General features: G+C 61.1%; 23 protein-coding genes. 6 read left to right on the plus strand and 17 right to left on the minus strand.

The genetic code is table 11. The features are described 5' to 3' along the window. Positions 1 to 6: 6 nt before the first annotated feature. The 9 genes from rpoE to ABIE32_RS06485 all read right to left on the minus strand — a co-directional run bounded on the left by rpoE (position 7) and on the right by ABIE32_RS06485 (position 7,839). Positions 7 to 627 carry an RNA polymerase sigma factor RpoE gene (rpoE, locus tag ABIE32_RS06445; protein WP_429014808.1) on the minus strand — a complete coding sequence of 207 codons (621 nt, stop codon included), beginning with the start codon at positions 625 to 627 and terminating at the stop codon, positions 7 to 9. Positions 628 to 1,350: 723 nt separating this feature from the next. Continuing rightward, the gene (gene fabF / locus ABIE32_RS06450) at positions 1,351 to 2,595 is read right to left on the minus strand and encodes a beta-ketoacyl-ACP synthase II (protein WP_429014810.1); all 1,245 of its coding nucleotides are present in this window, start codon (positions 2,593 to 2,595) and stop codon (positions 1,351 to 1,353) included. Between the two features lie 82 nt (positions 2,596 to 2,677). Further along, positions 2,678 to 2,917 (minus strand): acyl carrier protein, encoded by a 240-nt coding sequence (gene acpP / locus ABIE32_RS06455; RefSeq protein ID WP_184707587.1) that lies wholly within the window; start codon positions 2,915 to 2,917, stop codon positions 2,678 to 2,680. A 105-nt stretch (positions 2,918 to 3,022) separates the two neighbouring features. After that, the gene (fabG, locus tag ABIE32_RS06460) at positions 3,023 to 3,769 is read right to left on the minus strand and encodes a 3-oxoacyl-ACP reductase FabG (RefSeq protein WP_429014812.1); all 747 of its coding nucleotides are present in this window, start codon (positions 3,767 to 3,769) and stop codon (positions 3,023 to 3,025) included. After that, a complete protein-coding gene (gene fabD, locus ABIE32_RS06465; RefSeq protein ID WP_429014814.1) occupies positions 3,766 to 4,710 on the minus strand; it encodes an ACP S-malonyltransferase in 945 nt (314 codons plus the stop codon). Before fabD ends, fabG begins: the two co-directional genes overlap by 4 nt. Before the next feature lie 66 nt (positions 4,711 to 4,776). Beyond that, positions 4,777 to 5,757, minus strand: a complete 981-nt coding sequence (locus ABIE32_RS06470) for a beta-ketoacyl-ACP synthase III (protein WP_224150010.1) — start codon at positions 5,755 to 5,757, stop codon at positions 4,777 to 4,779. A gap of 5 nt (positions 5,758 to 5,762) precedes the next feature. Beyond that, the gene (plsX, locus tag ABIE32_RS06475; protein ID WP_224150011.1) at positions 5,763 to 6,815 is read right to left on the minus strand and encodes a phosphate acyltransferase PlsX; all 1,053 of its coding nucleotides are present in this window, start codon (positions 6,813 to 6,815) and stop codon (positions 5,763 to 5,765) included. A gap of 127 nt (positions 6,816 to 6,942) precedes the next feature. Next, positions 6,943 to 7,125 (minus strand): 50S ribosomal protein L32, encoded by a 183-nt coding sequence (gene rpmF / locus ABIE32_RS06480; protein WP_005794249.1) that lies wholly within the window; start codon positions 7,123 to 7,125, stop codon positions 6,943 to 6,945. 156 nt (positions 7,126 to 7,281) lie between these two features. Continuing rightward, the gene (locus ABIE32_RS06485) at positions 7,282 to 7,839 is read right to left on the minus strand and encodes a YceD family protein (protein WP_224150012.1); all 558 of its coding nucleotides are present in this window, start codon (positions 7,837 to 7,839) and stop codon (positions 7,282 to 7,284) included. 26 nt (positions 7,840 to 7,865) lie between these two features. Here ABIE32_RS06485 and ABIE32_RS06490 point away from each other — a divergent pair, with 26 nt between their 5' ends. After that, the gene (locus ABIE32_RS06490) at positions 7,866 to 8,462 is read left to right on the plus strand and encodes a Maf family nucleotide pyrophosphatase (RefSeq protein ID WP_429014816.1); all 597 of its coding nucleotides are present in this window, start codon (positions 7,866 to 7,868) and stop codon (positions 8,460 to 8,462) included. Continuing rightward, positions 8,459 to 9,241, plus strand: coding sequence for an SAM-dependent methyltransferase (locus ABIE32_RS06495; RefSeq protein WP_429014817.1), 783 nt, complete (start codon positions 8,459 to 8,461; stop codon positions 9,239 to 9,241). Before ABIE32_RS06490 ends, ABIE32_RS06495 begins: the two co-directional genes overlap by 4 nt. Before the next feature lie 187 nt (positions 9,242 to 9,428). On the opposite strand, the gene ABIE32_RS06500 is transcribed toward ABIE32_RS06495, so the two are convergent. From ABIE32_RS06500 to ABIE32_RS06515, 4 genes are all read right to left on the minus strand, one after another. Further along, positions 9,429 to 10,460, minus strand: a complete 1,032-nt coding sequence (locus tag ABIE32_RS06500; RefSeq protein WP_429014819.1) for a S49 family peptidase — start codon at positions 10,458 to 10,460, stop codon at positions 9,429 to 9,431. A gap of 1 nt (position 10,461) precedes the next feature. Further along, on the minus strand, positions 10,462 to 10,839 hold the full coding sequence (locus ABIE32_RS06505) for a Rieske (2Fe-2S) protein (protein ID WP_429014820.1): 378 nt from the start codon (positions 10,837 to 10,839) through the stop codon (positions 10,462 to 10,464). 60 nt (positions 10,840 to 10,899) lie between these two features. Further along, entirely contained in the window at positions 10,900 to 11,556 is a 657-nt protein-coding gene (locus ABIE32_RS06510; RefSeq protein ID WP_429014821.1) for an HAD family hydrolase, read from the minus strand. A 104-nt stretch (positions 11,557 to 11,660) separates the two neighbouring features. Then, a complete protein-coding gene (locus ABIE32_RS06515; protein ID WP_429014823.1) occupies positions 11,661 to 12,695 on the minus strand; it encodes an RluA family pseudouridine synthase in 1,035 nt (344 codons plus the stop codon). Positions 12,696 to 13,284: 589 nt separating this feature from the next. Between ABIE32_RS06515 and ABIE32_RS06520 the strand changes: the two genes are divergently transcribed. From ABIE32_RS06520 to queF, 4 genes are all read left to right on the plus strand, one after another. Then, positions 13,285 to 16,293, plus strand: a complete 3,009-nt coding sequence (locus ABIE32_RS06520) for an Rne/Rng family ribonuclease (RefSeq protein WP_429014825.1) — start codon at positions 13,285 to 13,287, stop codon at positions 16,291 to 16,293. Positions 16,294 to 16,359: 66 nt separating this feature from the next. After that, entirely contained in the window at positions 16,360 to 17,136 is a 777-nt protein-coding gene (gene yaaA, locus ABIE32_RS06525) for a peroxide stress protein YaaA (protein WP_429014826.1), read from the plus strand. Between the two features lie 37 nt (positions 17,137 to 17,173). Continuing rightward, the gene (locus ABIE32_RS06530) at positions 17,174 to 18,037 is read left to right on the plus strand and encodes a 2OG-Fe(II) oxygenase (RefSeq protein WP_224150020.1); all 864 of its coding nucleotides are present in this window, start codon (positions 17,174 to 17,176) and stop codon (positions 18,035 to 18,037) included. Between the two features lie 53 nt (positions 18,038 to 18,090). Beyond that, positions 18,091 to 18,948, plus strand: coding sequence for an NADPH-dependent 7-cyano-7-deazaguanine reductase QueF (gene queF / locus ABIE32_RS06535; protein WP_429014828.1), 858 nt, complete (start codon positions 18,091 to 18,093; stop codon positions 18,946 to 18,948). A 33-nt stretch (positions 18,949 to 18,981) separates the two neighbouring features. Here the strand turns inward: queF and dinB are convergent, their stop codons facing one another. The 4 genes from dinB to ABIE32_RS06555 all read right to left on the minus strand — a co-directional run bounded on the left by dinB (position 18,982) and on the right by ABIE32_RS06555 (position 23,933). After that, positions 18,982 to 20,214 (minus strand): DNA polymerase IV, encoded by a 1,233-nt coding sequence (gene dinB / locus ABIE32_RS06540; protein ID WP_429014883.1) that lies wholly within the window; start codon positions 20,212 to 20,214, stop codon positions 18,982 to 18,984. A 141-nt stretch (positions 20,215 to 20,355) separates the two neighbouring features. Next, positions 20,356 to 21,678, minus strand: coding sequence for an MFS family transporter (locus tag ABIE32_RS06545; RefSeq protein WP_429014830.1), 1,323 nt, complete (start codon positions 21,676 to 21,678; stop codon positions 20,356 to 20,358). Positions 21,679 to 21,763: 85 nt separating this feature from the next. After that, positions 21,764 to 22,690 carry a DMT family transporter gene (locus tag ABIE32_RS06550; protein ID WP_429014832.1) on the minus strand — a complete coding sequence of 309 codons (927 nt, stop codon included), beginning with the start codon at positions 22,688 to 22,690 and terminating at the stop codon, positions 21,764 to 21,766. 130 nt (positions 22,691 to 22,820) lie between these two features. After that, the gene (locus ABIE32_RS06555; RefSeq protein ID WP_224150024.1) at positions 22,821 to 23,933 is read right to left on the minus strand and encodes a YidB family protein; all 1,113 of its coding nucleotides are present in this window, start codon (positions 23,931 to 23,933) and stop codon (positions 22,821 to 22,823) included.

Here is a 23,933-nt window from a genome sequence, read left to right on the forward strand (position 1 = left end):
TGATCGCTACCAACGCTTGCCAGACTGGCGTTCAAGCATCGGTTTTACCTTGGTGGAAATAGCCTCTCGGGCACGGAAAATGCGCGAGCGCACCGTTCCGATAGGACAGTCCATCGTCTCGGCAATGTCTTCATACGACATGCCTTCTATCTCCCGCAACACGATCGCCTGACGCAAATCTTCAGGCAAGGCATCCATGGCCGCATTGACCGCCTGGGCGATCTCCTGGGCCGCAATGACCGTCTCCGGGGTTTCGTCGCTGGTTAGTTCTCTTGTCGGCGCAGAAGTTTCATCGTCGTCATCATTTCCACGCAATGCACTCTCTGTCATCACCGGATTGCGGTTCAGCTCCACCATGGCCTTCTTGGCCGTATTGACCGCAATACGGTAAAGCCAGGTGTAGAACTGCGCCTCTCCGCGAAATTGCGGCAGCGCACGGTAGGCGCGCAAGAAAGTCTCCTGCGCCAGATCCGGCACCAGATCCACATCGCGAATCATTCGCGCAATCAGCCGTTCGATGCGTCGCTGGTACTTCATCACCAGCAAACCGTAGGCCTTCTGGTCGCCTGCAACGGTGCGCTGCACCAATTGCAGGTCGGTATCGTTCGCGCCCGGGGCTGGTGCCATTGGCGTTCCCGTCATAGGTTGTGTTCTCTTCGCGCTACAGACATGCAGCTCTTATTGTTGGTTGGTCAGCTGCAGGCGTCACGCCACAGGGGCGCTCTGTTGGTCAGCAACGATGGACGAGTATAAGACCCGCCGAATATCCGGCCAATGTTCTGGATTAGTGGCTTGCGCAATCAGCAGCCATCGAACTCTGGCCGTCGATGGCCGCAGTACCGTCGCACGCAGCAGAATCCAGCGCTGGGCATCCATGGCCACCGCGCACCGCACCAGCTCCTCTCCATCCGCAACTGATGATGCTCCATGACAAATGCGCCACTTGGAGCCATTCCAATGCAAAAAGGTTCCGGAGCGCCAGAGGGATAGGTTTGTAACAGCCAGACAAGCCAGCACCCACGCGACGCCCAGCAGCCACTGCTGCCATTGCAGAGGATCCGAGGCCAGGCGCCACGCAACACCAAGCCCACCCGCGCCCAGAAGGCCAGCGAGCACTCCACAGCGAATCCAGCCGGGATGAACCAACGGATATGCAACGGGTGTTGCCAGCGCAACATGTGGGGATCGGCGGCGAACGTTTACCTCCATGGCATCGATTGTGCTGGCTTTCAGGCCACCAGTGCACATCGCAGCGCAGAGGTGTTGGAAACGCGCAAAATCAATGCACAAAACAAAAGGCCTCCCAAAGGGAGACCTGATGATGGGTTTGGGCCAGGTTTTCAGGCGCGCTCAAACACGCTTGAATACCAAGGTGCCGTTGGTACCGCCAAAGCCAAAGTTGTTCTTGACAGCGATTTCCAGCTTGGCATCACGCGCCGTATTGGCGCAATAGTCCAGATCGCACTCTGGGTCCTGATCCACCAGATTGATGGTCGGAGGAATCTTCTGATCCTTGAGCGCCATCACGGTGAACACGCTTTCCAGGCCGCCAGCGCCACCCAGCAGGTGACCCGTCATCGACTTGGTCGAACTGATCACCATCTTCTTGGCATGGTCACCCATTGCCGCCTTGATGGCATTGGTTTCGTTCAGATCGCCCAGCGGAGTCGATGTGCCGTGCGCATTCAGGTAATCCACCTGATCGGCGTTCACACCGGCATTGCGCAGCGCGCCCTGCATGGCCCGGCGAGGGCCATCCATATTGGGAGCGGTCATGTGACCCGCATCAGCGCTCATGCCGTAGCCCAGCAATTCGGCATAGATCTTGGCGCCACGGGCCTTGGCATGCTCGTATTCTTCAAGCACTACCACGCCTGCGCCTTCACCCAGCACAAAGCCGTCACGGCCCTTGTCCCAGGGGCGCGACGCCGCCTTGGGGTCATCGTTGCGAGTGGAAAGTGCGCGCATTGCGGCAAATCCGCCCACTCCCAACGGGGAAACTGTAGATTCGGTACCGCCTGCGATCATGACGTCGGCATCGCCGTACTCGATCAATCGACCTGCTTCACCAATGCAGTGCAAGCCAGTCGTGCAAGCCGTCACTACCGAAAGGTTGGGCCCCTTGAAGCCAAACCGCATCGATACATGGCCAGCAACCATGTTGATAATGGAGGCAGGTACAAAGAAAGGCGTGATGCGGCGGGCGCCACGGCGCTCGTACTCGCTGTGGGTATCCTCGATCAGCGGCAGACCGCCGATGCCGGAACCTATCACCACACCGATACGCGCAGCCAGCTCTTCATCCAATGCCTCGCCAGTGGCCAGACCGGCATCCGTCACTGCTTCCTGTGCAGCGGCAATGCCATAGTGGATGAAGGTGTCCATCGTGCGTGCTTCCTTGGCACTCATATAGGACTCAAGATTGAACCCTTTGACCTCGCCTGCAATCTTGCAGCTGAAGTCGGTGGTGTCAAACTTGGTAATGAGGTCAATGCCGGACTGGCCGGCCAAAATGTTGGACCAGGCTTCAGCAACCGTGTTTCCCACGGGGCTGATGCAACCCAGACCAGTCACGACGACGCGACGGCGACTCATGCGTTACAGCTTTCTTGTTGGTCTCTCGGAGTTGCGGCAAGACACTTGCGCCCTGTCGGGCGCCAAGTGCATGCGCAATCAATTAGGCCTTTTGGTGGCTCTTGGCGTAGTCGATGGCGTTCTGCACCGTCGTGATCTTTTCTGCGTCTTCGTCAGGGATCTCGATCTCGAACTCATCTTCCAAAGCCATCACCAGTTCCACGGTGTCCAGCGAGTCTGCACCCAGATCGGCTACGAAAGCCTTTTCGTTTGTTACTTGAGACTCTTCCACGCCGAGTTGTTCGGCAATGATTTTCTTGACACGTGCTTCGATATCGCTCATGGTTTCCCTCTGGGGGTTGTGAATGAACCCGCGATTCTAGCTGCTTCAGCAATACCTGAGTGCAACTTGCCGTCGCGAGGAAACGGCTTTTAACTTCTGCCAAACCTACATGTACATGCCGCCATTGACATGCAACTCCTGCCCGGTCACATAACCAGCACCATCCGATGCCAGATAGACCACAGCGTTGGCAATGTCTTGCGGCTGTCCCAGCTTACCCAAAGCGATCTGCGATTGCAGCGCTTTCTTCTGCTCCTCAGGAAGCTGGGCCGTCATGTCGGTCTCGATAAAACCAGGCGCCACGCAGTTTACCGTGATGCCGCGGCTGCCCAACTCCTTGGCCAGCGAACGCGTCATACCGGCGACGCCCGCCTTGGCCGCAGCGTAATTGGCCTGCCCGGCATTGCCGGAAGCGCCCACTACGCTGGTAATGCTGATGATACGGCCAAAACGCTGCTTCATCATCGGACGGATCGCAGCGCGGCTGGCTCCGAAGACGGCTTTCAGGTTGGTGCCGAGCACGGCGTCCCAATCCTCATCCTTCATGCGCATGGCCAGGGTGTCGCGGGTGATACCGGCGTTGTTCACCAGCACATGCAGGCCGCCCTGGTTCTTGACCAATTCGTCAATCAGCGCCTCGACGGCCGTGCCATTGTTCACATCCAGCGCCACGCCGCGTGAACCAGGGAAGGCTGACAGGGCCTGCGAAATCTTGGCAGCGCCGTCTTCGGTGGTAGCCGTGCCCACCACCTTGTAGCCGGCAGCGCCCAATGCTTGCGCAATGGCAGCGCCAATACCGCGCGATGCGCCTGTGACCAGGGCTACTTTGGCTGTTTGGGTTGCTTCAGTCATGCAATTGCTTCTTTGGTTTCCTGCAGGGTAGCAGGGTCATACAGGGCTACGCCCACCATATCCGGATCGATGCGCTTGGTCATGCCGGTCAGCACCTTGCCGGGGCCGCACTCTACCAGATGCGTAGCCCCCATGGAGCGCAGCTTCTGCACGCATTCCACCCATCGCACCGGGCCAAAAGCCTGGCGGTACAGCGCGTCGCGAATGGCATCGGTCTCCGTTTGCACCGCCACATCGATATTGTTGAGCACCGGGATCTGCGGTGCAGCGAGCTGCAGGCCCGCCAGCGCCGCCTTCAGCTTTTCCGCAGCCGGTTTCATCAGGCTCGAATGGAAAGGTGCCGATACCGGCAGTGGCAGCGCACGCTTGGCACCCGCCTCTTTCACCGCCAGGCTGGCTGCTTCGACTGCCGCCTTCGAGCCGGCAATCACGGTCTGGCCGGGGTCGTTGAAGTTCACGGCCTCCACCACCTCCGTACCGCCCATCCTGGCAGTCACTTCGGCACAAACCGCCTTGACCTTCTCCGCATCCAGACCCAGTACGGCAGCCATGGCGCCGGCGCCCACCGGCACGGCTTCCTGCATGGCGGCACCGCGCAGACGCACCAGCGGCGCCGCCTGGGCCAGCGTCAACACGCCAGCAGCAACCAGTGCCGAGTATTCACCCAGCGAATGTCCAGCCACTGCCATGGGCAGCGCGCCGCCTTCTGCACGCCATACGCGCCATGCAGCCACACCGGCCACCAGCATCACAGGCTGGGTATTGGCGGTCAGCGCCAGTGTTTCCTTGGGACCACCATGAATCAGAGCACCAATATCTTGACCCAGCGCATCGGAGGCCTCCTGCAGCGCCTCTCGCACAGCAGGATGGTCGCCCCAGGCGTCGAGCATGCCAACGGCCTGCGAGCCTTGGCCGGGAAATACGAACGCAAAAGAATTCATGTCTCGATTTTCATTGAATTTTTGAATGAAATACGGCAATAGCCTAAGCACATCAAGCGCTTAAAGCTACATTTTCAGGAGTACCGCACCCCAGGTAAAGCCACCACCCACGCCTTCGAGCATCACGTTGTGACCCGGCTTGACCTGGCCTGCGCGCACCGCATGGTCAAGCGCCAGCGGAATCGATGCCGCGGACGTGTTGCCGTGCTGATCAACCGTGACCACCACCTTCTCAGGCGAAAGCTTGAGCTTGCGCGCCGTGCTCATCATGATGCGCAGGTTGGCCTGGTGCGGTATCAGCCAGTCGATATCAGCTTCTTGCATGTCGGCCTTGGCCAATGCGGCGCGGGCCGCCTTGTCGAGCACGCCCACCGCCAGCTTGAATACGGCCTGGCCGTCCATGCGCAGCATGGGCGAGCCAATCACCTCGCCACCCGAGACATGGCCCGGCACGCACAGGATGTCGACATGGCTGCCATCGGCATGCAACTCGGTTGCCAGGATGCCTGGCTCGCTCGATGCCTCCAGCACCACAGCGCCGGCGCCATCACCGAAGAGCACGCAGGTGGTGCGGTCATTGAAATCAAGGATGCGGCTGAACACTTCAGCCCCCACCACCAGCGCGCGCCTGGCGGTGCCGGCCTTGATCATCGCGTCAGCCACCGTCAGGGCGTAGACAAAGCCGCTGCACACTGCCTGCACATCGAACACCGGGCAGCCATTGGTGATGCCCAGCTTGTTCTGCAAAATGGCTGCCGTCGAAGGGAACACCATGTCCGGCGTGGACGTGGCCACAATGATCAGATCGATGTCTGCAGCCGCAAGCTTGGCAGCTTCGAGTGCCTTTTTCGAGGCTTCCACGGCCAGATCGCTGGCTGTCACATCCGGGGCGGCAAAATGGCGCGCCTTGATCCCGGTACGCTCGACTATCCACTCATCCGAGGTTTCCAGACCGCGCGTAGCCATTTCGGCCGCCAGATCATCATTGGTTACGCGGCGTGGTGGCAGGTAGCTGCCAGTGCCGGTGATGCGTGAATAAATGCTCATCGATTTCAGATAGAAGACGTCACAGTTGCGGCAGCAGCGGCGCTGTCTGCCGGCATCAGCAAGGGCGCAGCCGTCTGGATCTTGGTCTGCACACGCCCCAGCAAATCGTTACGGGCCGCATCATAAGCGCGATTGAGCGCATGCTCATAGGCCACCACATCGGCCGAGCCATGGCTTTTGAATACCAGGCCGCGCAAACCGAGTAACGCAGCCCCATTGTAGCGGCGGTGGTCCATGCGCTTCATCAGGCGCGAAAGCACAGGATAGGCAACAACTGCCGCGAGCTTGGTGAGCAGGTTGCGTTTGAACTCCTGCTTCAAGCCCCCCGTGATCATGCTGGCCACGCCCTCGCTCGCCTTGAGCGCAACGTTGCCGACAAAACCATCGCAGGTCACGATATCAACCGTCCCCTTGAAGATGTCATTGCCTTCCACATTGCCCTGGAAATTGAGGTAGCCCGACTGCCCGGCCGCACGCAGCAGCTCGCCGGCGCGCTTGATGACTTCGCTGCCTTTGATGGCTTCTTCGCCAATGTTCAAAAGGCCTACGCTGGGGTTTTCCTTCTCCTGAAGGGCGCTCACCAGCGCCGAGCCCATGACGGCAAACTGCACCAGATGTTCTGCCGTGCAATCGACGTTGGCCCCCAGATCCAGCACCGTGGTGGCGCCGCCCTTGGCATGGGGAATCTGTGTGGCGATGGCCGGGCGGTCAATGCCCTCCAGCGTCTTGAGCAGGTAGCGCGCAATCGCCATCAAGGCGCCGGTATTGCCCGCAGATACCGCCGCCTGCGCAGCGCCTTCCTTGACCTGGCTGATGGCCACGCGCATGGAAGAGTCCTTCTTCTTGCGCAACGCCACTTCCACCGGATCGTCCATTGTGACGACTTCGCTTGCCGGCACCAGGGTTGCACGCTCGTGCTGGAATGACTGCAATGCCTCGGGCTGACCCACCACCAACAGGCGGGCATCAGGATGGGCATCCAAAAACTTCTTGCATGCAGGCAGGGTGACACGGGGACCCGCATCACCACCCATGCAATCCACGGCCAGTGTGATCATTCGCTCTGCAGTTCTTTGATGTTGCGCCAACGCACTCTATTAAGGAGTGAGCAGCAATCTTGCAACAGAATAAAAAAGGCCCGCGCTACACATGCGGTAGCCGCGGGCCTTTTTGTACAGCTATGGCTTAGGCTTCCGACTTGTTCTTCAGCACTTGGCGGCCACGGTAGAAGCCGTTGGGGCTGATGTGGTGACGCAGATGGGTTTCGCCGGTGGTTGGCTCCACAGCGATACCAGGCACGTTCAGTGCATTGTGCGAACGGTGCATGCCGCGCTTGGAAGGAGATTTCTTGTTTTGTTGAACAGCCATGATGGCTCCTGAGTCTTGAAAGGGTTGGTGACACGGCCTGCGTAAAACAGACGCATGCCCTAAAAATACGCGATTAGCCCATTAAAGACACGAGGGGGATTCGCGCGAAGCCTCAAATTATAGCAAAAATCGCTGGCAGGCTTCAATCCTCGTGCATCAAGGTTTGGTTTTATCCAGCCGCAGAGATGCCAAAGCAGCAAAAGGATTGGCTTTTTCCGTATTCGCCACCTCGAAATCCTGGGTAGCAGACTCCAGTTTCAGCTCCACCGGGCATTCGTCGTGCATGGGAACCATGGGGAGCGCCATCAGCAATTCGTCCTCGATCAGCTCATGGGCATTGAAGTGCGGCTCCAGCACCAGCACATCCTCCTCGCTCTCATCATCCAGGGCGGCGGCGGTCGCCTCATCCTTTACAAAGCGGAAAGACCGCTCGGTCTGCACCGCGATATCGGCCGGACGCAGGCAACGCTGGCACTGCATTTGCACCACGGTATCGGCCTGCAGGTGCAGCCAGGCATGTCCGGGGCCCCCTGCGGCTTCGCGCCACTCGCCATCCAGCGACCAGCGCACAGGCTGGTCAGTTGCAGCTTCGCCGCGCAGGTCCTCAGCCATCAGACGGGGAAACTGCCCCATTGGCTGATCGCCGTCAAGCTCGGCTTCATGCTGTGCAAAAGCCTTGATATCAAGGCGGTTGACTGAAAATTCCTTTGTCATGCGCGCCAGTGTAAGAGAATCTGGGCATGTCTGAATCCCACTCGCCCCGCGCCCTTGTTCTGGGCTCCACCTCCCGCTACCGGCACGAGCTGCTCTCTCGTTTTCGACTGCCGTTTGAAACCGCCTCGCCCGATGTCGACGAGTCCCCGCAGTCTGGCGAAGCACCGGCCGCTCTGGCGTTGCGCCTGGCCCTGGCCAAGGCCCATGCGGTGGCCGCACAGTTTCCCGAAGCCATCGTCATCGGCTCCGACCAGGTGGCCGACCTGAACGGCCAACCACTGGGCAAGCCCCTGGTGCATGACAGGGCCGTGACCCAACTGCGCGCCATGAGTGGCCAGAGCATGCAGTTCCACACCGCCGTCGCCGTGGTCTGCAAGGCCACCGGCTTTGCGCAGGCAGACACCGCCGTGGTGCGAACCGTGTTCCGCAACCTGAGCGATGCCGAGATTGAACGCTACCTGCGCGCCGAAGAACCGTACGATTGCGCCGGCAGCGCCAAGAGTGAAGGCCTGGGCATCACCTTGCTGGACGCCATCGAGAGCGACGACCCGACGGCGCTGATCGGCCTGCCCCTCATCCGCACCGCCCGCCTGTTGCGCGCCGCAGGAGTGATCCTGCCATGAGCGAGAACACCCGCAAGGGACGGCTTTTTCTCGTCCCTACCCCGCTTGATTTCGGCTGCACCACCGACGCGCCACTGACCGATGTGCTGCCCGCCCATACCGTGCAGGCCGCAGCCCGCATTACCCATTGGGTCTGCGAAAACGCCAAAAGCTGCCGCGCCTTCCTCAAACGGGTGGACGCCGTGGCGCCGTTGGCCGCACCCCTGCAGCAGCAAGCCATACAGGAGCTGCCGCGTGAGGCGCACAAAAAAGGCGACCATCTCCCGCAAACGGCCTCTGGCGCCGATGCCAGCATGCTGATTGCCGCCGCCTTGCAAGGCCATGACATCGGCCTGGTCAGCGAAGCGGGCATGCCAGCGATAGCAGACCCAGGCAGCTCGGTGGTCCGTGCTGCGCATGATGCGGGCATTGAAGTGGTGCCGCTGGTAGGCCCCACCTCTCTCCTGCTGGCTCTGGCTGCCAGCGGGCTCAATGGACAGAACTTCGCCTTTGTCGGCTATGTGCCCAGCGATGGGGCGCAACGCGTCGCCCGGCTGCGCGAGCTGGAGCAACTGGCGCTGCGGCATGGACAGACACAGATCTTCATCGAAACGCCTTACCGCAACCCTGCCCTGATGAGCGCCCTGCTGCAGACCCTGCAGGCCAACACCCGCCTGTCGATCTCCAGCGGCCTCACGCTGGAAAGTGCTCGTACCCAAAGCCGCCTGGTCAAGCAATGGAAGCCGCTGAGCCCCGAACTGGACAACCGCACCCCCATGGTGTTTGCGATTGGGCGCTGAGACGATCATGCCAGGCGCGCACGCCTGCTTTTCGGGCTGTTCATCAAGTATTGGCTGACCACAAGGCTGCGCTACCCCTCCCAAAGGGGTTTGCGCATCCTCTCGGTTAGATGGCATAAAAAAAGCGGTGCTCGTGCACCGCCTTTGTGTTTATAGCTATTAAATAGCTAGCATTCAAATCACCTGATCAGCGCAGGCTGGGCATCATCGACCGCATGGTACTCACTGCCCCCGCGCCCACTGACGCGCCAAACTTCTTGGCAAAGCGCTCTGCTACATTCTCGCGGCGGGTGTAGTCCACCACATCTTCGGCGCCCACCACATCGCGCGCCACCTGATCGAGGCTGCCCAGGCCGTCAGCCAAGCCCAGCTTGACCGCTTCCTGCCCGGTCCAGAACAGGCCGCTGAAGGTGTCTTCGGTTTCCTTCAGGCGCTCGCCCCGGCCCTGGCGCACCACGGAGATGAACTGCTGGTGGATCTGCCCCAGCATCTGCTGGGCATAGGCTTTTTGCTTGTCATTCATGGGGCTGAATGGGTCGAGCATGCCCTTGTTGCTGCCAGCAGTGAGCAGGCGACGCTCCACGCCCAGCTTTTCCATGGTGCCGGTAAAGCCAAAACCGTCCATCAGCACGCCGATGCTGCCCACGATGCTGGCCTTGTCTACATAGATGCTGTCCGCTGCGGCTGCAATGTAATAGGCTGCGGAAGCGCAGGATTCCTCCACCACCGCGTACATGGGCTTTTTGTGCAAGGCCTTGAGGCGCACGATCTCATCATTGATCATGCCTGCCTGCACGGGGCTGCCGCCCGGGGAGTTGATCAGCAGCACCACCGCCTTGGCGCCATCGTCCTCGAACGCGGTGCGCAGTGCGGCAATCACGTATTCGGCGCTGGCATCTGCGCCAGAGGCGATTTCACCTTTCAACTCCACCACGGCCGTATGCTCGGTCGACGAGGCAGACGACGCATTTTCCGAGCTGAACAGGTAGATGACCAACGCAATGAAGGCGATGAGCCAGGCCAGCCGAAAGAAAATTTTCCAGCGTCGCGCAGCGCGCTGCTCCCTGAGCGTGTCAAAGGCCAGGCGCTCCAGCACGGAACGCTCCCAGCCAGGCGCCTGCGCAGTCGCTGCGGATGCTGCAGCTGCCGTCGTCGGCTGACCCCACAGATCTGGCGCAGGCTGCGGATTCTGCTGGGGGTTGTTGTCCATCGGGTTCATCTTAAAACTCAAGAGGTTGGAGGCGGTAGTCGGTGTGCCAGTACACCACCCCGCCTTGTTCGCTCAACGCGATTTTGACCAGGCCACCACGGCAAGGGCCGCCAGCGCAGGCTCCAGTATCCGGCACATAGGCAGCGCCATGGGTAGCGCATAACAACCAGTTACCGGTGTCATCGAAAAAACGGTCGGGCTGGTAGTCCATTTCCATCGCCACATGGGTGCAGCGGTTCAGGTAGGCATGCACCGCATCACGGTAGCGTATGGCGAATGCGCGGCAGGTCTGGCCAGCAAATACCACGTCAAAAGGCACGGCACGCCCGCCATTGCTCAAGTTCTTGCTATTACAAAGTGCTATTGCCCGGGCTTGTGCCTCTGCCATTGCTGCTCCTGCTTGCTGCGCGCCAATGACTGTACATGCAAACAGTAATCAAGCCATGTACTAGGCATTGGCTGCCATCCATTGTTGCAAATCAGCAACAGAGTGTGCAATGAACAGCGGGCCAAAGGCCTCGAAGCCATCATGGTGGTGTGCGCCATAGCTCACCGCCACACTGGCGCAGCCTGCGTTGACCGCCATCTGTAGATCATGGGTGGTATCGCCCACCATCAACAAGCGCTCGGGCGCCACATCCATCTCGGCCATCAACTCCTGCAGCATCAGCGGGTGCGGCTTGCCTGCGGTTTCGTCGGCGGTCCGCGAAGCATCAAACCGGCCCTTGAGCAGGGTCGAATCCAGTACTTCATCGAGCCCCCGGCGATTCTTGCCGGTGGCCACTGCAAGCAGATGCCCGCTGGCAGTCAACTGATCCAGCAAGGGCAGCACCCCGTCAAAAAGGGTCACTTCCTCCTGGCGCTTCAGATAGTGATAGCGGTAGCGGTTGGTCAGTTCCACCATGCTGTCTGGCGGCACATCGGGCGCGGCATGCCGCAAGGCGCCTTGCAGGCTCATGCCGATCACATACTTGGCTGTTTCCAGCGTCGGCACGGTGCCGCCCACATCGCGCACCGCGTCCTGGATGGAAAGCGCAATGGCAGCAGTGGAATCGAACAGGGTGCCATCCCAGTCAAAGGCGATCAAGTCAAAGCGACGCGTCATAAATAAGGTAATCGGTTGGTTTGCTCGCTATAACAATAGCTGGTAGCGGTTGCTGCGCAACGAATTCAAAATATTTTTGCTATGAAAGCCAAGAGCAGCCTGCGCTAGTTGCTATGGTTTTCATCTGCCTGCTCTGCAGCCCCTACGAAATCTGCCAACTCCTCCGGCAACTCCGCTCCCAACTGCACCCGCTCCCCACTCTGCGGATGGGTGAACTGCAGGCGCCAGGCATGCAGAAACATGCGCTTCAAGCCGTGCTTGACCAGCCGCTTGTTCAGATCGAAATCGCCATACTTCTCGTCGCCGACGATTGGATGGCCGCTGCTGGCCAGGTGCACGCGAATCTGGTGGGTGCGGCCGGTCTTGATTGTCACCTCCAGCAAGGTCATGGCCGGCAGACCAAGGCCATGGCGTGCCGGCAGCGCTTTCTGCACCTTGATGAGTGACACCGAACGCATGCCTTCTGCATCGTCCGCCGTGGTGGCGCGCACGCGACGCTCGCCATCGGGCAACAGATACTTGCGCAGCGGCGTATCAATCACCTTTTTGTTGGCTGGCCACTCCCCGATCACCAGCGCCAGATAGGTCTTGCCCGTCTCGCGCTCGCGGAACTGATCCTGCAGGTGGGTGAGCGCCGAGCGCTTCTTGGCTACCAGCAGGATGCCTGAGGTTTCGCGGTCCAGCCGGTGCACCAGTTCCAGAAAGCGCGCGTCGGGCCTGGCGCGGCGCAACTGCTCGATCACCCCAAAGCTCACGCCCGAGCCGCCGTGCACGGCCACTCCCGCTGGCTTGTTGATGGCCAGCACCGCATCGTCGTCCAGCAGCAGCGGGAACTCCCGGCCAGGAATGGCGCGCTCCGCCTCCTCAGGCTTGGCAGACACGCGCACTGGCGGAATACGCACCACATCGCCGCCCTGCACCCGGGCGTCTGCAGCAGTGCGCCCTTTGTTGATACGCACCTCTCCATTGCGGATGATGCGGTAGATATGGGTCTTGGGCACGCCCTTGAGATGGCGCATCAGAAAATTGTCCAGGCGCTGGCCGGCGTCGTCGGGATGGACTTCTACCAGCCTTACAGCCACTGGGGGTGCTTCTGGACTGCGGGGCTCGCCCGGTTTGCCCCCTATAATGTGTTTCACCTGCGCAATAAAGTTATTGGTTGACCGGTGAGCAGTTTAATTCACCCACCAGTACCCGCGCAGGCCGGTCGATGTCTGACCGACGACCTTGCCTCAGTGTCTGCATACCAAGAAATTGCGCAGGCCATGCAAGCAAATCGGGTGGACGGACACATTGAAACAACGAAACTACAGATTCCCAGCGGCAGTTGCTGCAGTGGTCAGGACTCCTGGCCCGGCCCCAACTGACCGCTCACACACTGACATGCTGATTTTGTGGGCTTGGATGGCAACTCTCTGGCGCAGCGCCTGCTGCACGCCAGTGCGCCGTGCCGCGCCCGCCGTGCGCATGTTTTCAGGGCAGATCTCACCACCGGCGGCAGCTGTTCGCTGGCTGGCCGGTTATTTATATGCCCTCTCCCGCGTGCCCAAGCCTCCTGTGCTGACATAAGTATTACCAGCAAGCATGGCACGCTCTGTATCTTCATTCGTTTCTCTGCGTCTGTCCCGGCATCTGTGGCTCCAGTAAGAGCCTGTTTATTGTTGGGGATTGGAGACTGGCACCTGTCTGACAAAGGTGGCCGGTCCCGCATTACGAAGGACGCGCATCATGAAACGGATGCTGATCAACGCCACGCAAGCTGAAGAGCGACGCCTCGCCATCGTGGATGGCCAAAAGCTGCTGGATTACGAGATCGAAATCGAAGGCCGCGAACAACGCAAAGGCAATATCTACAAAGCCGTTGTTACCCGGGTAGAACCCTCTTTGGAAGCCTGCTTTGTCGACTACGGCGAAGACCGTCACGGCTTCCTGCCATTCAAGGAAATCTCCAAGCAGTATTTCGCCGAAGGCGTATCGCCCAGCCAGGCCCGCATCAACGATGTGATCAAGGAAGGCCAGGAGCTGCTCGTCCAGGTTGAAAAGGAAGAGCGCGGCAACAAGGGCGCGGCGCTGACCACTTTCGTCTCTCTGGCTGGCCGCTACGTGGTGCTGATGCCCAACAACCCCCGTGGCGGTGGCGTATCACGCCGTATCGAGGGTGACGAGCGCGCCGAGCTGAAAGAGGCGATGGACCAGCTCGAATACCCCAAGGGCATGTCCATCATCGCCCGTACCGCAGGCATCGGCCGCACGGCGCCCGAGCTGCAATGGGATCTGAACTACCTGCTCAAGCTCTGGAGCGCCATTGACGGCGCCGCCAAGGCCGGCAAGGGCGCCTTCCTGATCTACCAGGAATCGAGCCTGGTGATCCGTGCCATCCGCGACTATTTCAACAATGACATCGGCGACATCCTGATCGACACCGATGACATCTATGAGCAGGCCCAGCAGTTCATGGCGCACGTGATGCCTGAACACGCCGCCCGCGTGAAGCGCTATCGCGACGATGCACCGCTCTTCAGCCGCTTCCAGATCGAGCACCAGATCGAGTCGGCCTACTCGCGCACCGTGACCCTGCCTTCCGGCGGCGCCATCGTCATCGACCACACCGAAGCGCTGGTCTCCATCGACGTGAACTCGGCCCGCGCCATCAAGGGCGGCGACATTGAAGAGACCGCCACCCGCACCAACCTCGAAGCAGCCGACGAAGTGGCCCGCCAGATGCGCCTGCGCGACCTGGGTGGCCTGATCGTGATCGACTTCATCGACATGGAAGAGTCGAAGAACCGCCGCGACGTCGAAAACCGCCTGCGCGATGCACTGCGCCAAGACCGCGCCCGCGTGCAGTTCGGCACCATCAGCAAGTTCGGCCTGATGGAGATGAGCCGCCAGCGTCTCAAGCCCGCATTGAGCGAAGGCGCCCACATCAACTGCCCACGCTGCGGTGGCTCCGGCCACATCCGTGATGCGGAAAGCTCTGCGCTGCAGATCCTGCGCATCATTCAGGAAGAATCGATGAAGGACAACACGGCAGCCGTCAACTGCCAGGTGCCCGTCGAAGTCGCCTCCTTCCTGCTCAACGAAAAGCGTACCGAAATCCAGAAGATCGAGCTCAAGCAGCGCGTCTCCGTCACCATGGTGCCCAACAAGGCCCTGGAGACGCCGCACTACAAGCTCGAACGCATGAAGCACGACGACCCACGCCTCGACTCGATGGAAGCCAGCTACAAACTGGCAGATGCCGAGGAAGAGCAGGTCGGCTTTACCCGCCGCTCGCAAGAACCCACCAACAAGCAAACCCCGGTCATCAAGGGCGTGCTGCCTGATGCGCCAGCCCCCATTGCCGAACCCCGCCCGGCGCCTGTGGCACGCACCAATGTCAGCAAGCCAGCCGCCGCCGTGCCTGCAACGCCTGCTCCCGTGCCCGAAACCGGGCTGTGGGCAGCCATCAAGCGCTTCTTCGGATTTGCAACGCCAGCGCCCGTAGCCGCTCCCGCCCCGGCAGCTCCTGAGCCCGCCAAGGATGCCCGCAAGGAAAACCGCGAAGGCCGTGGCGGCAATCGCCGCAATGGCGAGCGCGGCGAGCGCAATGGATCGGCCAATCGGGACGGCAATCGCCGCAACAGCGAACGCGCCGAAGGCGAACGCAATGGCCGCAACCGCAATGAACGCGGCGAAGGCCGTGGTGAAGCCCGCAGTGGCGACCAGGAAGGCCGCGACAACCGCCGCCGCAATGAGCGCGGTGACCGTCCGGAGCGCAGCGAACGCAATGACCGCCCCCGCCGCGACGATGCCGTCATCAACGCACAAAACGGCGATAACGCAGCAATCGAGGCGACCAGCGAACGCCAGGAGCGTGCGCCCCGTCCAGAGCGTGCTCCGCGTGAGAATCGCCGGGATCGCGGCGAACGTGGTGAGCGCAACGAGCGCCGCAACCAGGGCGAAGAATCGGTGCGCGACAACGCCGCCGTGGCTCCTGCGCCGATGGACTCCGAAGCCGTGATCGCCGCCCTGCCCTCGCTGGACCTGGACGGAAACGCCAATACGGCAATGCCTGTTGATGGCGAAACCTCGCCAGAGCGTCGCGAACGCCGCTCCCGTGATCGTTATGGCCGCGACCGCCGCAACCGTGGTGACCGCGAGCGCCTGCCACGCGATGAGCAAGCCGCAGATGCACAAACCGAAGCTGCCCCGGCAGAAGCCGTGTTTGAAGCGGAAAACGCCCCTGCACCACGCCGTAGCTACTTTGATGCGGCAGCAGCAACAGACACCGCAGCACCGGTAGCACCGGCTGCGATGGATCTGGCAGTGCCTGCTGGCGAACCCGCAGTCAACGCAGCCGCCGAAGCCTTTGAGGAAAAGCCAGCTCCAGCGCCCGCCGCTCATGCACCAGCAGCTACAGAACAAGTAGCACCTGCTGTCGCTGCCGTGGTGACACCCGCTCCGGCGGCCGAGCCCGCAGCCTCGCAAGGGCTGCCCAGGATCGCCAGCTACACGCTGCCCCTGGAGCAGTTGAACACCATCGCCGCCCAGGCTGGCCTGCAATGGGTCAACTCGGACACCGACAAGGTGGCGGCCGTGCAGGCTGCGATTGCAGCGGAGCCCAAGCCCGTGCATGTGCCCCGCGAGCGCCCCCCGGTCGTCATGCTCGACGAAGGCCCGCTCGTGCTGGTCGAAACGCGCAAGGATCTGGCTGCCATGGTGCTGCCCTTTGAACGCGAATCGCAAACCGCTTAAGCCGTTTCGCTAGAGCCCACAGGCCGGATTTCCTCCGGCCTGTTTCATTCCTGGAGCCCTTACGACATGCTTTTTCTGCTCTCCCCCGCCAAATCGCTGGATTACGAGACCCCTTTGCCTGCCGGTCTGCCGCACACGCAGCCGCAGTTCATCAAGCAGTCGCAAGCGCTGATTGACGTGCTGCGCGAAAAATCGCCTCAGCAGATTGCCAGCCTGATGGACATCAGCGACAAGCTGGCAGCCTTGAACGTGGCGCGCTACGAGGCCTGGTCGCCCAAGTTCACCGCCAAAAACTCGCGGCAGGCCATCATGGCCTTCAACGGCGATGTCTACGACGGCCTGCAGGCCCACAGCCTCACCGCCAAACAGCTCGATTGGGCCCAGTCGCATGTGTGCATGCTCAGCGGCCTGTATGGCGTGCTGCGCCCGCTGGACTGGATGCAGCCTTACCGGCTGGAAATGGGCACGCGCCTGCCCACGGCCCAAGGCAGCAATCTCTACCATTTCTGGGGCACGCAGATTGCCGACTATCTGAATCACCAGCAGCAAGGTGAAGACACACCCGTCGTCGTCAACCTGGCTTCGCAGGAGTACTTCAAATCCGTTGACCTGAAAGCGCTGCGCGCCCGTGTGGTGACCTGCAGCTTTGAAGACTACAAGAGTGGCCAGTACAAGGTCATCAGCTTCTTCGCCAAGAAGGCCCGTGGATTGATGGCGCGCTATGCGATTGAGCACCAGGCCAAGACGCCTGCAGCGCTGAAGAAGTTCAACATCGACGGCTATGCCTATGCCAGCGATGTTTCGACTGCTGACCATTTCCTATTCCGTCGCAAAGTGGATTGATACCGCTTTGGTGCACAATGGCCGCGAAAGGAATGTCATGACAGCCTCGCAACCCATCACCCCGGAATTGCGCGCCTGGATTATTGAACAGGCGACTGCTGGTGTCAGCGCCGAAAATGTCTTCAAGGCCATGTGCGACGCCGGGTGGAACGAAGATATAGCCGAATCCGCCATGGAAAAGGTGTTGACCGAACACCTGCAGCACCTGCACGGTGCCAATACCGAAATTGCCTCCGTCATCCACCGTCCGCTGCCCGAACCTCCGCTGGCCGATGCACCTGGCTCCATCCATGTCGGCGACCGCGATGTGAACGTGCTGCTGAGCATGAAACACCCGCGCGTGGTGGTATTTGGCAATCTGCTGTCCGATGAAGAGTGCGACGCCATCATTGCCGCGGCCAGGCCGCGCATGAAGCGGTCGCTGACTGTGGAAACCAAGACCGGCGGTGAAGAAGTGAACGCCGACCGCACCAGCGACGGCATGTTCTTCCAGCGTGAAGAAACCCCGGTCGTAGCCACCCTGGAGCGCCGCATTGCCAAGTTGCTGAACTGGCCGGAGAACCATGGCGAAGGCCTGCAGGTGCTGCATTACCAGCCTGGTGCAGAGTACAAACCGCACTACGACTATTTTGACCCCACCCAGCCTGGCACGCCCACCATCCTCAAGCGAGGCGGCCAGCGCGTCGGCACCCTGGTGATCTACCTGAACAACCCGGAAGCCGGTGGCGGCACCAGTTTTCCCGATGTGGGCGTCGAGGTCGCACCGCGCCGTGGCAATGCCGTGTTCTTCAGCTACGCAGCCCCTGACCCTTCGACCAAGACTCTGCATGGTGGCTCGCCCGTGGTGCGTGGCGAGAAGTGGATCGCCACCAAGTGGCTGCGCGAAAGCGAATTCAAGTAAAAACAGCTGCTGGCTCTCTCTCATAAAGCGCCATTAGCTATTCATTTAATAGCATGACTTTTTCTTCTCAGCCCGAGCAATCGCCCCTGGGCCAGCGCTCGGCCTATATCGACCAATACAACCCGACCCTGCTCTTTCCGCTGCCGCGCGCTGCCAAGCGTGCCGAGATCGGATTGCAGGACGACCGGTTGCCGTTTTTTGGCGCCGATCTATGGACGGCGTATGAGGTCTCGTGGCTCAACCTGCGGGGCAAGCCACAGGTGGCCCTGGTGAATTTCACCATCCCCTGCGAAACACCCAACATCATCGAGAGCAAATCCTTCAAGCTCTATCTCAATAGTTTCAACAACAGCCGCTTTGCCAGCGCAGGCGATGTGCGCGCCAAGCTGGTGGCCGACCTCAGCGAAGCCGTATGGCGCGGCGCGCCGCACAGCGCCACCATCGGCGTCCAGCTGATCGAGCCCGAACTGTTTGATGCCCAACCCGTGCAGGAGCTGGACGGCCTGAATCTGGATCGCCTCGATATCGATTGCGACCGCTACGAACCCGCGCCTGAACTGCTGACCGCCGCATTCGACGAGCCGCCCGTCACCGAAACCCTGACCAGCCGCCTGCTCAAAAGCAACTGCCTGGTCACCGGCCAGCCCGATTGGGGCAGTGTGCGCATCAGCTACAGCGGCCCGGCGATCAACCAGGAAAAGCTGCTGCAATACATCGTCAGCTTCCGCAACCACAACGAATTCCACGAGCAATGCGTCGAACGCATGTTTGTTGATATCTGGCGCCAGTGCCAACCCATCCGATTGACGGTATACGCACGCTATACCCGCCGTGGCGGGCTCGACATCAATCCGCTGCGCACCAGCCAGCCGATGGCCCTGCCGGCCAACGTGCGCACGGCGCGCCAATAAACGCCTTTTCCGGAAATCTGCGCAAAGGCGACTTCATTCGTCCGTGAACAGCGGCAAGGTGTAAGGATCGGCAGTTCGCTCCTGCCCTTCCCGTTGCGCGCGCATCTCCGCTGCCTTGATTGCCTGCGCGTCGCCCACCATACCCTGGGCCGCTGCCTGTTCCTGCGGCAGCAGGTTGCCCACTCGCACGCCCAAAAGGCGCAGGCGCTGCTCCAGCGGCGCGCGCTTCAGGCACTGGCCTGCGGCATGGCGAATGGCCCTGGCATCGCTGGTATAGAGCGGCAGGCTGTGGTCTCGGGTGGCGATGCGGAAATCGGTAAAGCGCAGCTTGATCCCAATCGTTCGCCCTACATAGCCCTTGCGCTGCAGGTCGGCAGCCACACTCTCGCACAGGTCGGTAAAGATCGCGCTCAGTTCCGCCCGGTCGCGCACCGCGTGCAGGTCACGGTCGAACGTGGTCTCGCGGCTCATCGATACTGGCTCGCTCTCCGTCACCACGGGCCGGCTGTCCTGCCCCCAGCAGGAAGCATGCAACCAAGCGCCATAGCTACGGCCAAAGTGCTCCACCAGCCAGTGCAATTCCTTGGCCGCCAGATCGCCCAGGGTGTTGATGCCCAGCGCCTGCAATTTGGCATCGGCCTTGGGGCCCACGCCGTTGATCTTGCGGCAGGCCAGCGGCCAGATCATTGATTGCAAGTCGCTCTCCAGTACGATGGAGACGCCATTGGGCTTGTTGAACTCGCTCGCCATTTTGGCCAACTGCTTGTTGGGAGCCACACCGACCGAACAGGTCAGGCCCGTAGCGGCATGTATTTCGCTTTGCAGGCGCAGTGCCAGGCTGCGCCCCTGGTCGTGCTGCCCACCTTCGACATGGGTGAAATCGATGTACACCTCGTCCACGCCCCGGTCTTCCATCTGCGGGGCAATGGAGGTGATGATGGCTTTGAACTGGCGCGAAAACTGCCGGTAGCGCGCAAAATCCACGGGCAAAAGAATCGCCTGCGGGCACAGCTTGGCAGCCTTCATCATGCCCATGGCCGAGCCCACCCCAAATGCGCGCGCCTGGTAGGTGGCCGTGGTGATCACTCCGCGCCCGACATAGTCCTTGAGCAGTGGAAAAGCATGTACCGGAATATCTGCGAGGCGCCCGCCATAGGCAGCGACCAGCGCGTCATCCTCACGCCGCCGCCCACCTCCGATGACCACCGGCAGCCCCTTGAGCTGCGGATAGCGAAGCAGCTCGACCGATGCGTAGAACGCATCCATGTCCAGGTGCGCCACGCGACGGCGTGGCGGCAATGCTGGCAGTACGGACTCTGGGGCGAAATCGTGGCTCACACCCTATTGTCGCCGCGCCCAGCAAACCCGGCACTGTGGCCGGGTTCGGTCAGGGACACACGTGGCGCATCAATGGTCGTGATGCAGGTAGGCAGCCTGCTTGGGTAGCCGCAGGCTGAACAGGAACGCCACCACCATCATGACCGACACGTACCAGAAAAACGCGGTCTCATGGCCTGCGTTCTTGAGCGCCAGCGCCACAAATTCGGCCGACCCGCCAAATATGGCGTTGGCCACCGCGTAGGCGAGCCCCACGCCCAGAGCGCGCACTTCGGGCGGAAACATTTCCGCCTTCACAATGCCGGAGATCGAGGTGTAGAAACTCACGATGGCCAGGGCCACCACAATCAGAAAGCCGGCCATCTCAGGCGACGAAGCACTGTGCATGGCCGTCAGGATCGGCACGGTGCAGATGGCGCCCAGCCCCCCAAACAGCATCATGCTGGTGCGCCGGCCAATGCGGTCTGAGAGGGCGCCAAATAGCGGCTGCATGCACATGTAAATGAAGAGACAGACGGTCATCACGTAGCTGACCGTCTTGATGGGCAGGCCTACACTGTTGACCAGGTACTTCTGCATGTACGTGGTGAAAGTGTAGAAAATCAGCGAGCCCCCGGCGGTATAGCCCAACACCGTGACGAAGGCGCGCCAATGGTGCTTGAACAGATTGGCGAGCGTGCCCGTTTCCTTGTCGTGCATGGCTTCCTGCGATTGCGTCTCGTGCAAGGTACGGCGCAGCAGCATGGCCACCACGGCAGCGGCAGCGCCGCAGACAAAAGGAATGCGCCAGCCCCAGGCGCGCAGCTCGGCATCGGTGAGCACCGCTTCCAGAATCACGATCAGCAGCACGGCCAGCAACTGGCCACCGATCAGCGTCACATACTGGAAGGATGAGAAAAAGCCGCGCTGCCCCTTGAGAGCCACCTCGCTCATATAGGTGGCAGTGGTACCGTATTCGCCGCCCACCGACAGCCCCTGGAACAGGCGGCACACCAGCAGCAGAAACGGCGCCAACGCACCGATCTGCGCGTAGGTGGGGAGGCAGGCAATCACCAGGGAGCCGGCACACATCATGGTGACCGAGATCAGCATGGACTTCTTGCGGCCGTACTTGTCGGCAATCCGGCCAAACAGCCAACCGCCGATCGGACGCATCAGAAAACCCGCAGCAAACACGCCAGCCGTATTGAGCAATTGCACCGTCGGATCGCCCTTGGGAAAGAACGCCGCAGCAAAGTAAATGGAAGAAAAGGCGTAGACGTAAAAGTCAAACCACTCAACCAGATTGCCTGATGAGGCCGCCATGATGGCGAAGATGCGGTGGCGCTTTTCTTCCGGGCTGTAATGTGGCGGCGTGGCCGAGGTGGTGGAATTCGGAGTGGTAGTTGTCATTGGCATGGTCCGATGAAAGAAACCATGATGCGCCGCGCGCATGTACCCTCCTTGTCGGACGGGCGCTGAAAACGGTTACTGGCAATTACAGCTGGGTGCAAATAATGACAATGCCCACCAGCATCAGCGCAATGCCCCATTTCTCGTTCGCGCGCAGTTGCTCCTTCAGAAAGCGACGCGAGACGATGTAGCTGAAGATCACCTCAACCATGCCAAGGGTCCGCACCGAGGCTGCGCTCTGCAGCGCATAGGCGCTGAACCAGGCAAGCGAGGCAGCGCTGCCCATGCAGCCTGCAATCAGCGAAACCCGCCACGCCTTGGCAATGCGCACCACCACACCCGGGCTGCGCCAGGCAAACCACAAACCCATGGCCACGGTCTGCATGCATTGGGCAACAAAAACACCCCAGGCGCCGGACAGCAAGGCGCCCGGTGCCTTCAATTCAAGAGCAGCGCCCCGAAACCCCACGGTAGCGATCGCAAAGCACGCGCCACATACCAGGCCATAAAAAGCCGCCTTGCTGCGCCATTCAAACCGCGCGCCAGGCAAGCGAGGCGGCATCGACAGCAAGGCAACGCCCAGGGAGGCTATGGCCATCGCTCCCAACGCCCATGCGGTTGGCAGCTCATGCAGGAAAACCGCGCCAAACAGCGCCACCTGCAGCACCTCGGTTTTGGACAGGGTCACCGCTACCGCAAAATTGCGCTGCTGCATCGCCAGCAGCAAGGCACCGGTGGCAGCAATCTGAAAGAACGCCCCCAGAGCAATCCAGCCGAAATAGGCCCAGCTCCAATGGTCGATCCTTGGAGGTGTCTGTGGCAACGTATAGAGCAGCACCAGCGCCAATGCCGCGAGTGGCAACCCGTACAGAAAACGCACGAGGGTCGCAGGCCAGGTACCCAGGTCTGCAGTGAGCGAGCGTTGCGCCGCGTTGCGCGCCGTCTGCGCCACTGCGGCAAACACCACCAGCAGCATCCACCAGCCACCCCATTGCATTTCCCCATCCGCCATACCCTGCCCGCTCCTAGAAAGTGCCTGCGATCGTAGATGAATGGCGCTGCGGCGGCCCATGCATTTGGCGATGTGCGCCCCTCACAAAAAAGGCCACCCGCAGGTGGCCTTGCTGGAAAGCTGCATCGCCTCAGTTGGCGCGCAGCACGACATCCACACGGCGGGAGGCCGCATTGGTGTTGCCGGTATCGGAGGTTTCCGCAGGCTTTTCAAGTACCGTACGGTCAACAGGCACACCTGCCGCTGCCAAGGCTGTCTGTACCGCCATGGCACGCTGCTTGGACAGCTCTGCATTCTTGGCGGCATCACCCGTGGGGTCGTTGAAGCCCGATACGACCGCCTTCACGTCGGTGTGCGATTGCAGATAGCCGACCAGGGCCTTGGATTTATCCGCAAATTCAGGCGGCACCTCGGTCTTGCCGGTATCAAAGAACACCTGAAGCTTGGGCACATCCTGCACCATGCTGTCGATCACGGCAGCACCCGCAGGGGCTGCGTCGGCAGTTGGCGCTGATGCCGCGGCGGGAGCGGGAGCTGCAGGCTCTGGTGCAGGAGCGGGAACCGGAGCGGGCTCAGGGGCCGGAGCAGGTGTTGCCGCTGGTGCAGCAGGCGCGGGCGCGGTATCTGGAGTTTTCTTGCCGCAATAGCTGATCCCGAAAATCACCACCAGCGCGCCGATGATCCAAGGCAGCCACTTGCCGATACCGCCTCCTGCTGCAGTCGCCGTACTGGCGGCAGCAGTGGAGACTGTCGATGCCGCAGACGATACCGCTGCAGTGCCTGCGCCCACCACCCCTGCTGCAGCTGCGGCACCGCTGCCCAATAGGCCGCCAAGCAGGGATTTTCCGCTGCCGATCAATGCCACCGCTTCTGCAGGCAAGGTGGCGGGGAGCATTCCATTGGGCGAGAGACGCGAAACCAGCGCAGGCAGCAAAGCCCCAACCGCCGATGTCACGGCATCCTTGGGCAGGTGCAGCTTGTCGCTCAACGTGGACAGCAAGCCTCCGGACGCACCGAAAACGCTGCTCACCTCGTCATTGGTAGGCGTGCGGGATTCTTCCGTGGTGCTTAGCCAGCTGTCTGCCAACCCACCCAGGCCCGCAGAACGAAAGCGGTCCAGCAAGCCCGATAGACCTCCGTTGGCCGGGTCCGTGATGTAGGCCAGCACCATGGCAACCAGGTCTTTGGCCTTGTCGCCCAGACCAAAGCGGTCTGCCATGTCTCGAATCAAGGTGTCGAACAT

The organism is Comamonas sp. 4034 (assembly GCF_050434545.1).
Taxonomy (GTDB): domain Bacteria; phylum Pseudomonadota; class Gammaproteobacteria; order Burkholderiales; family Burkholderiaceae_C; genus Comamonas; species Comamonas odontotermitis.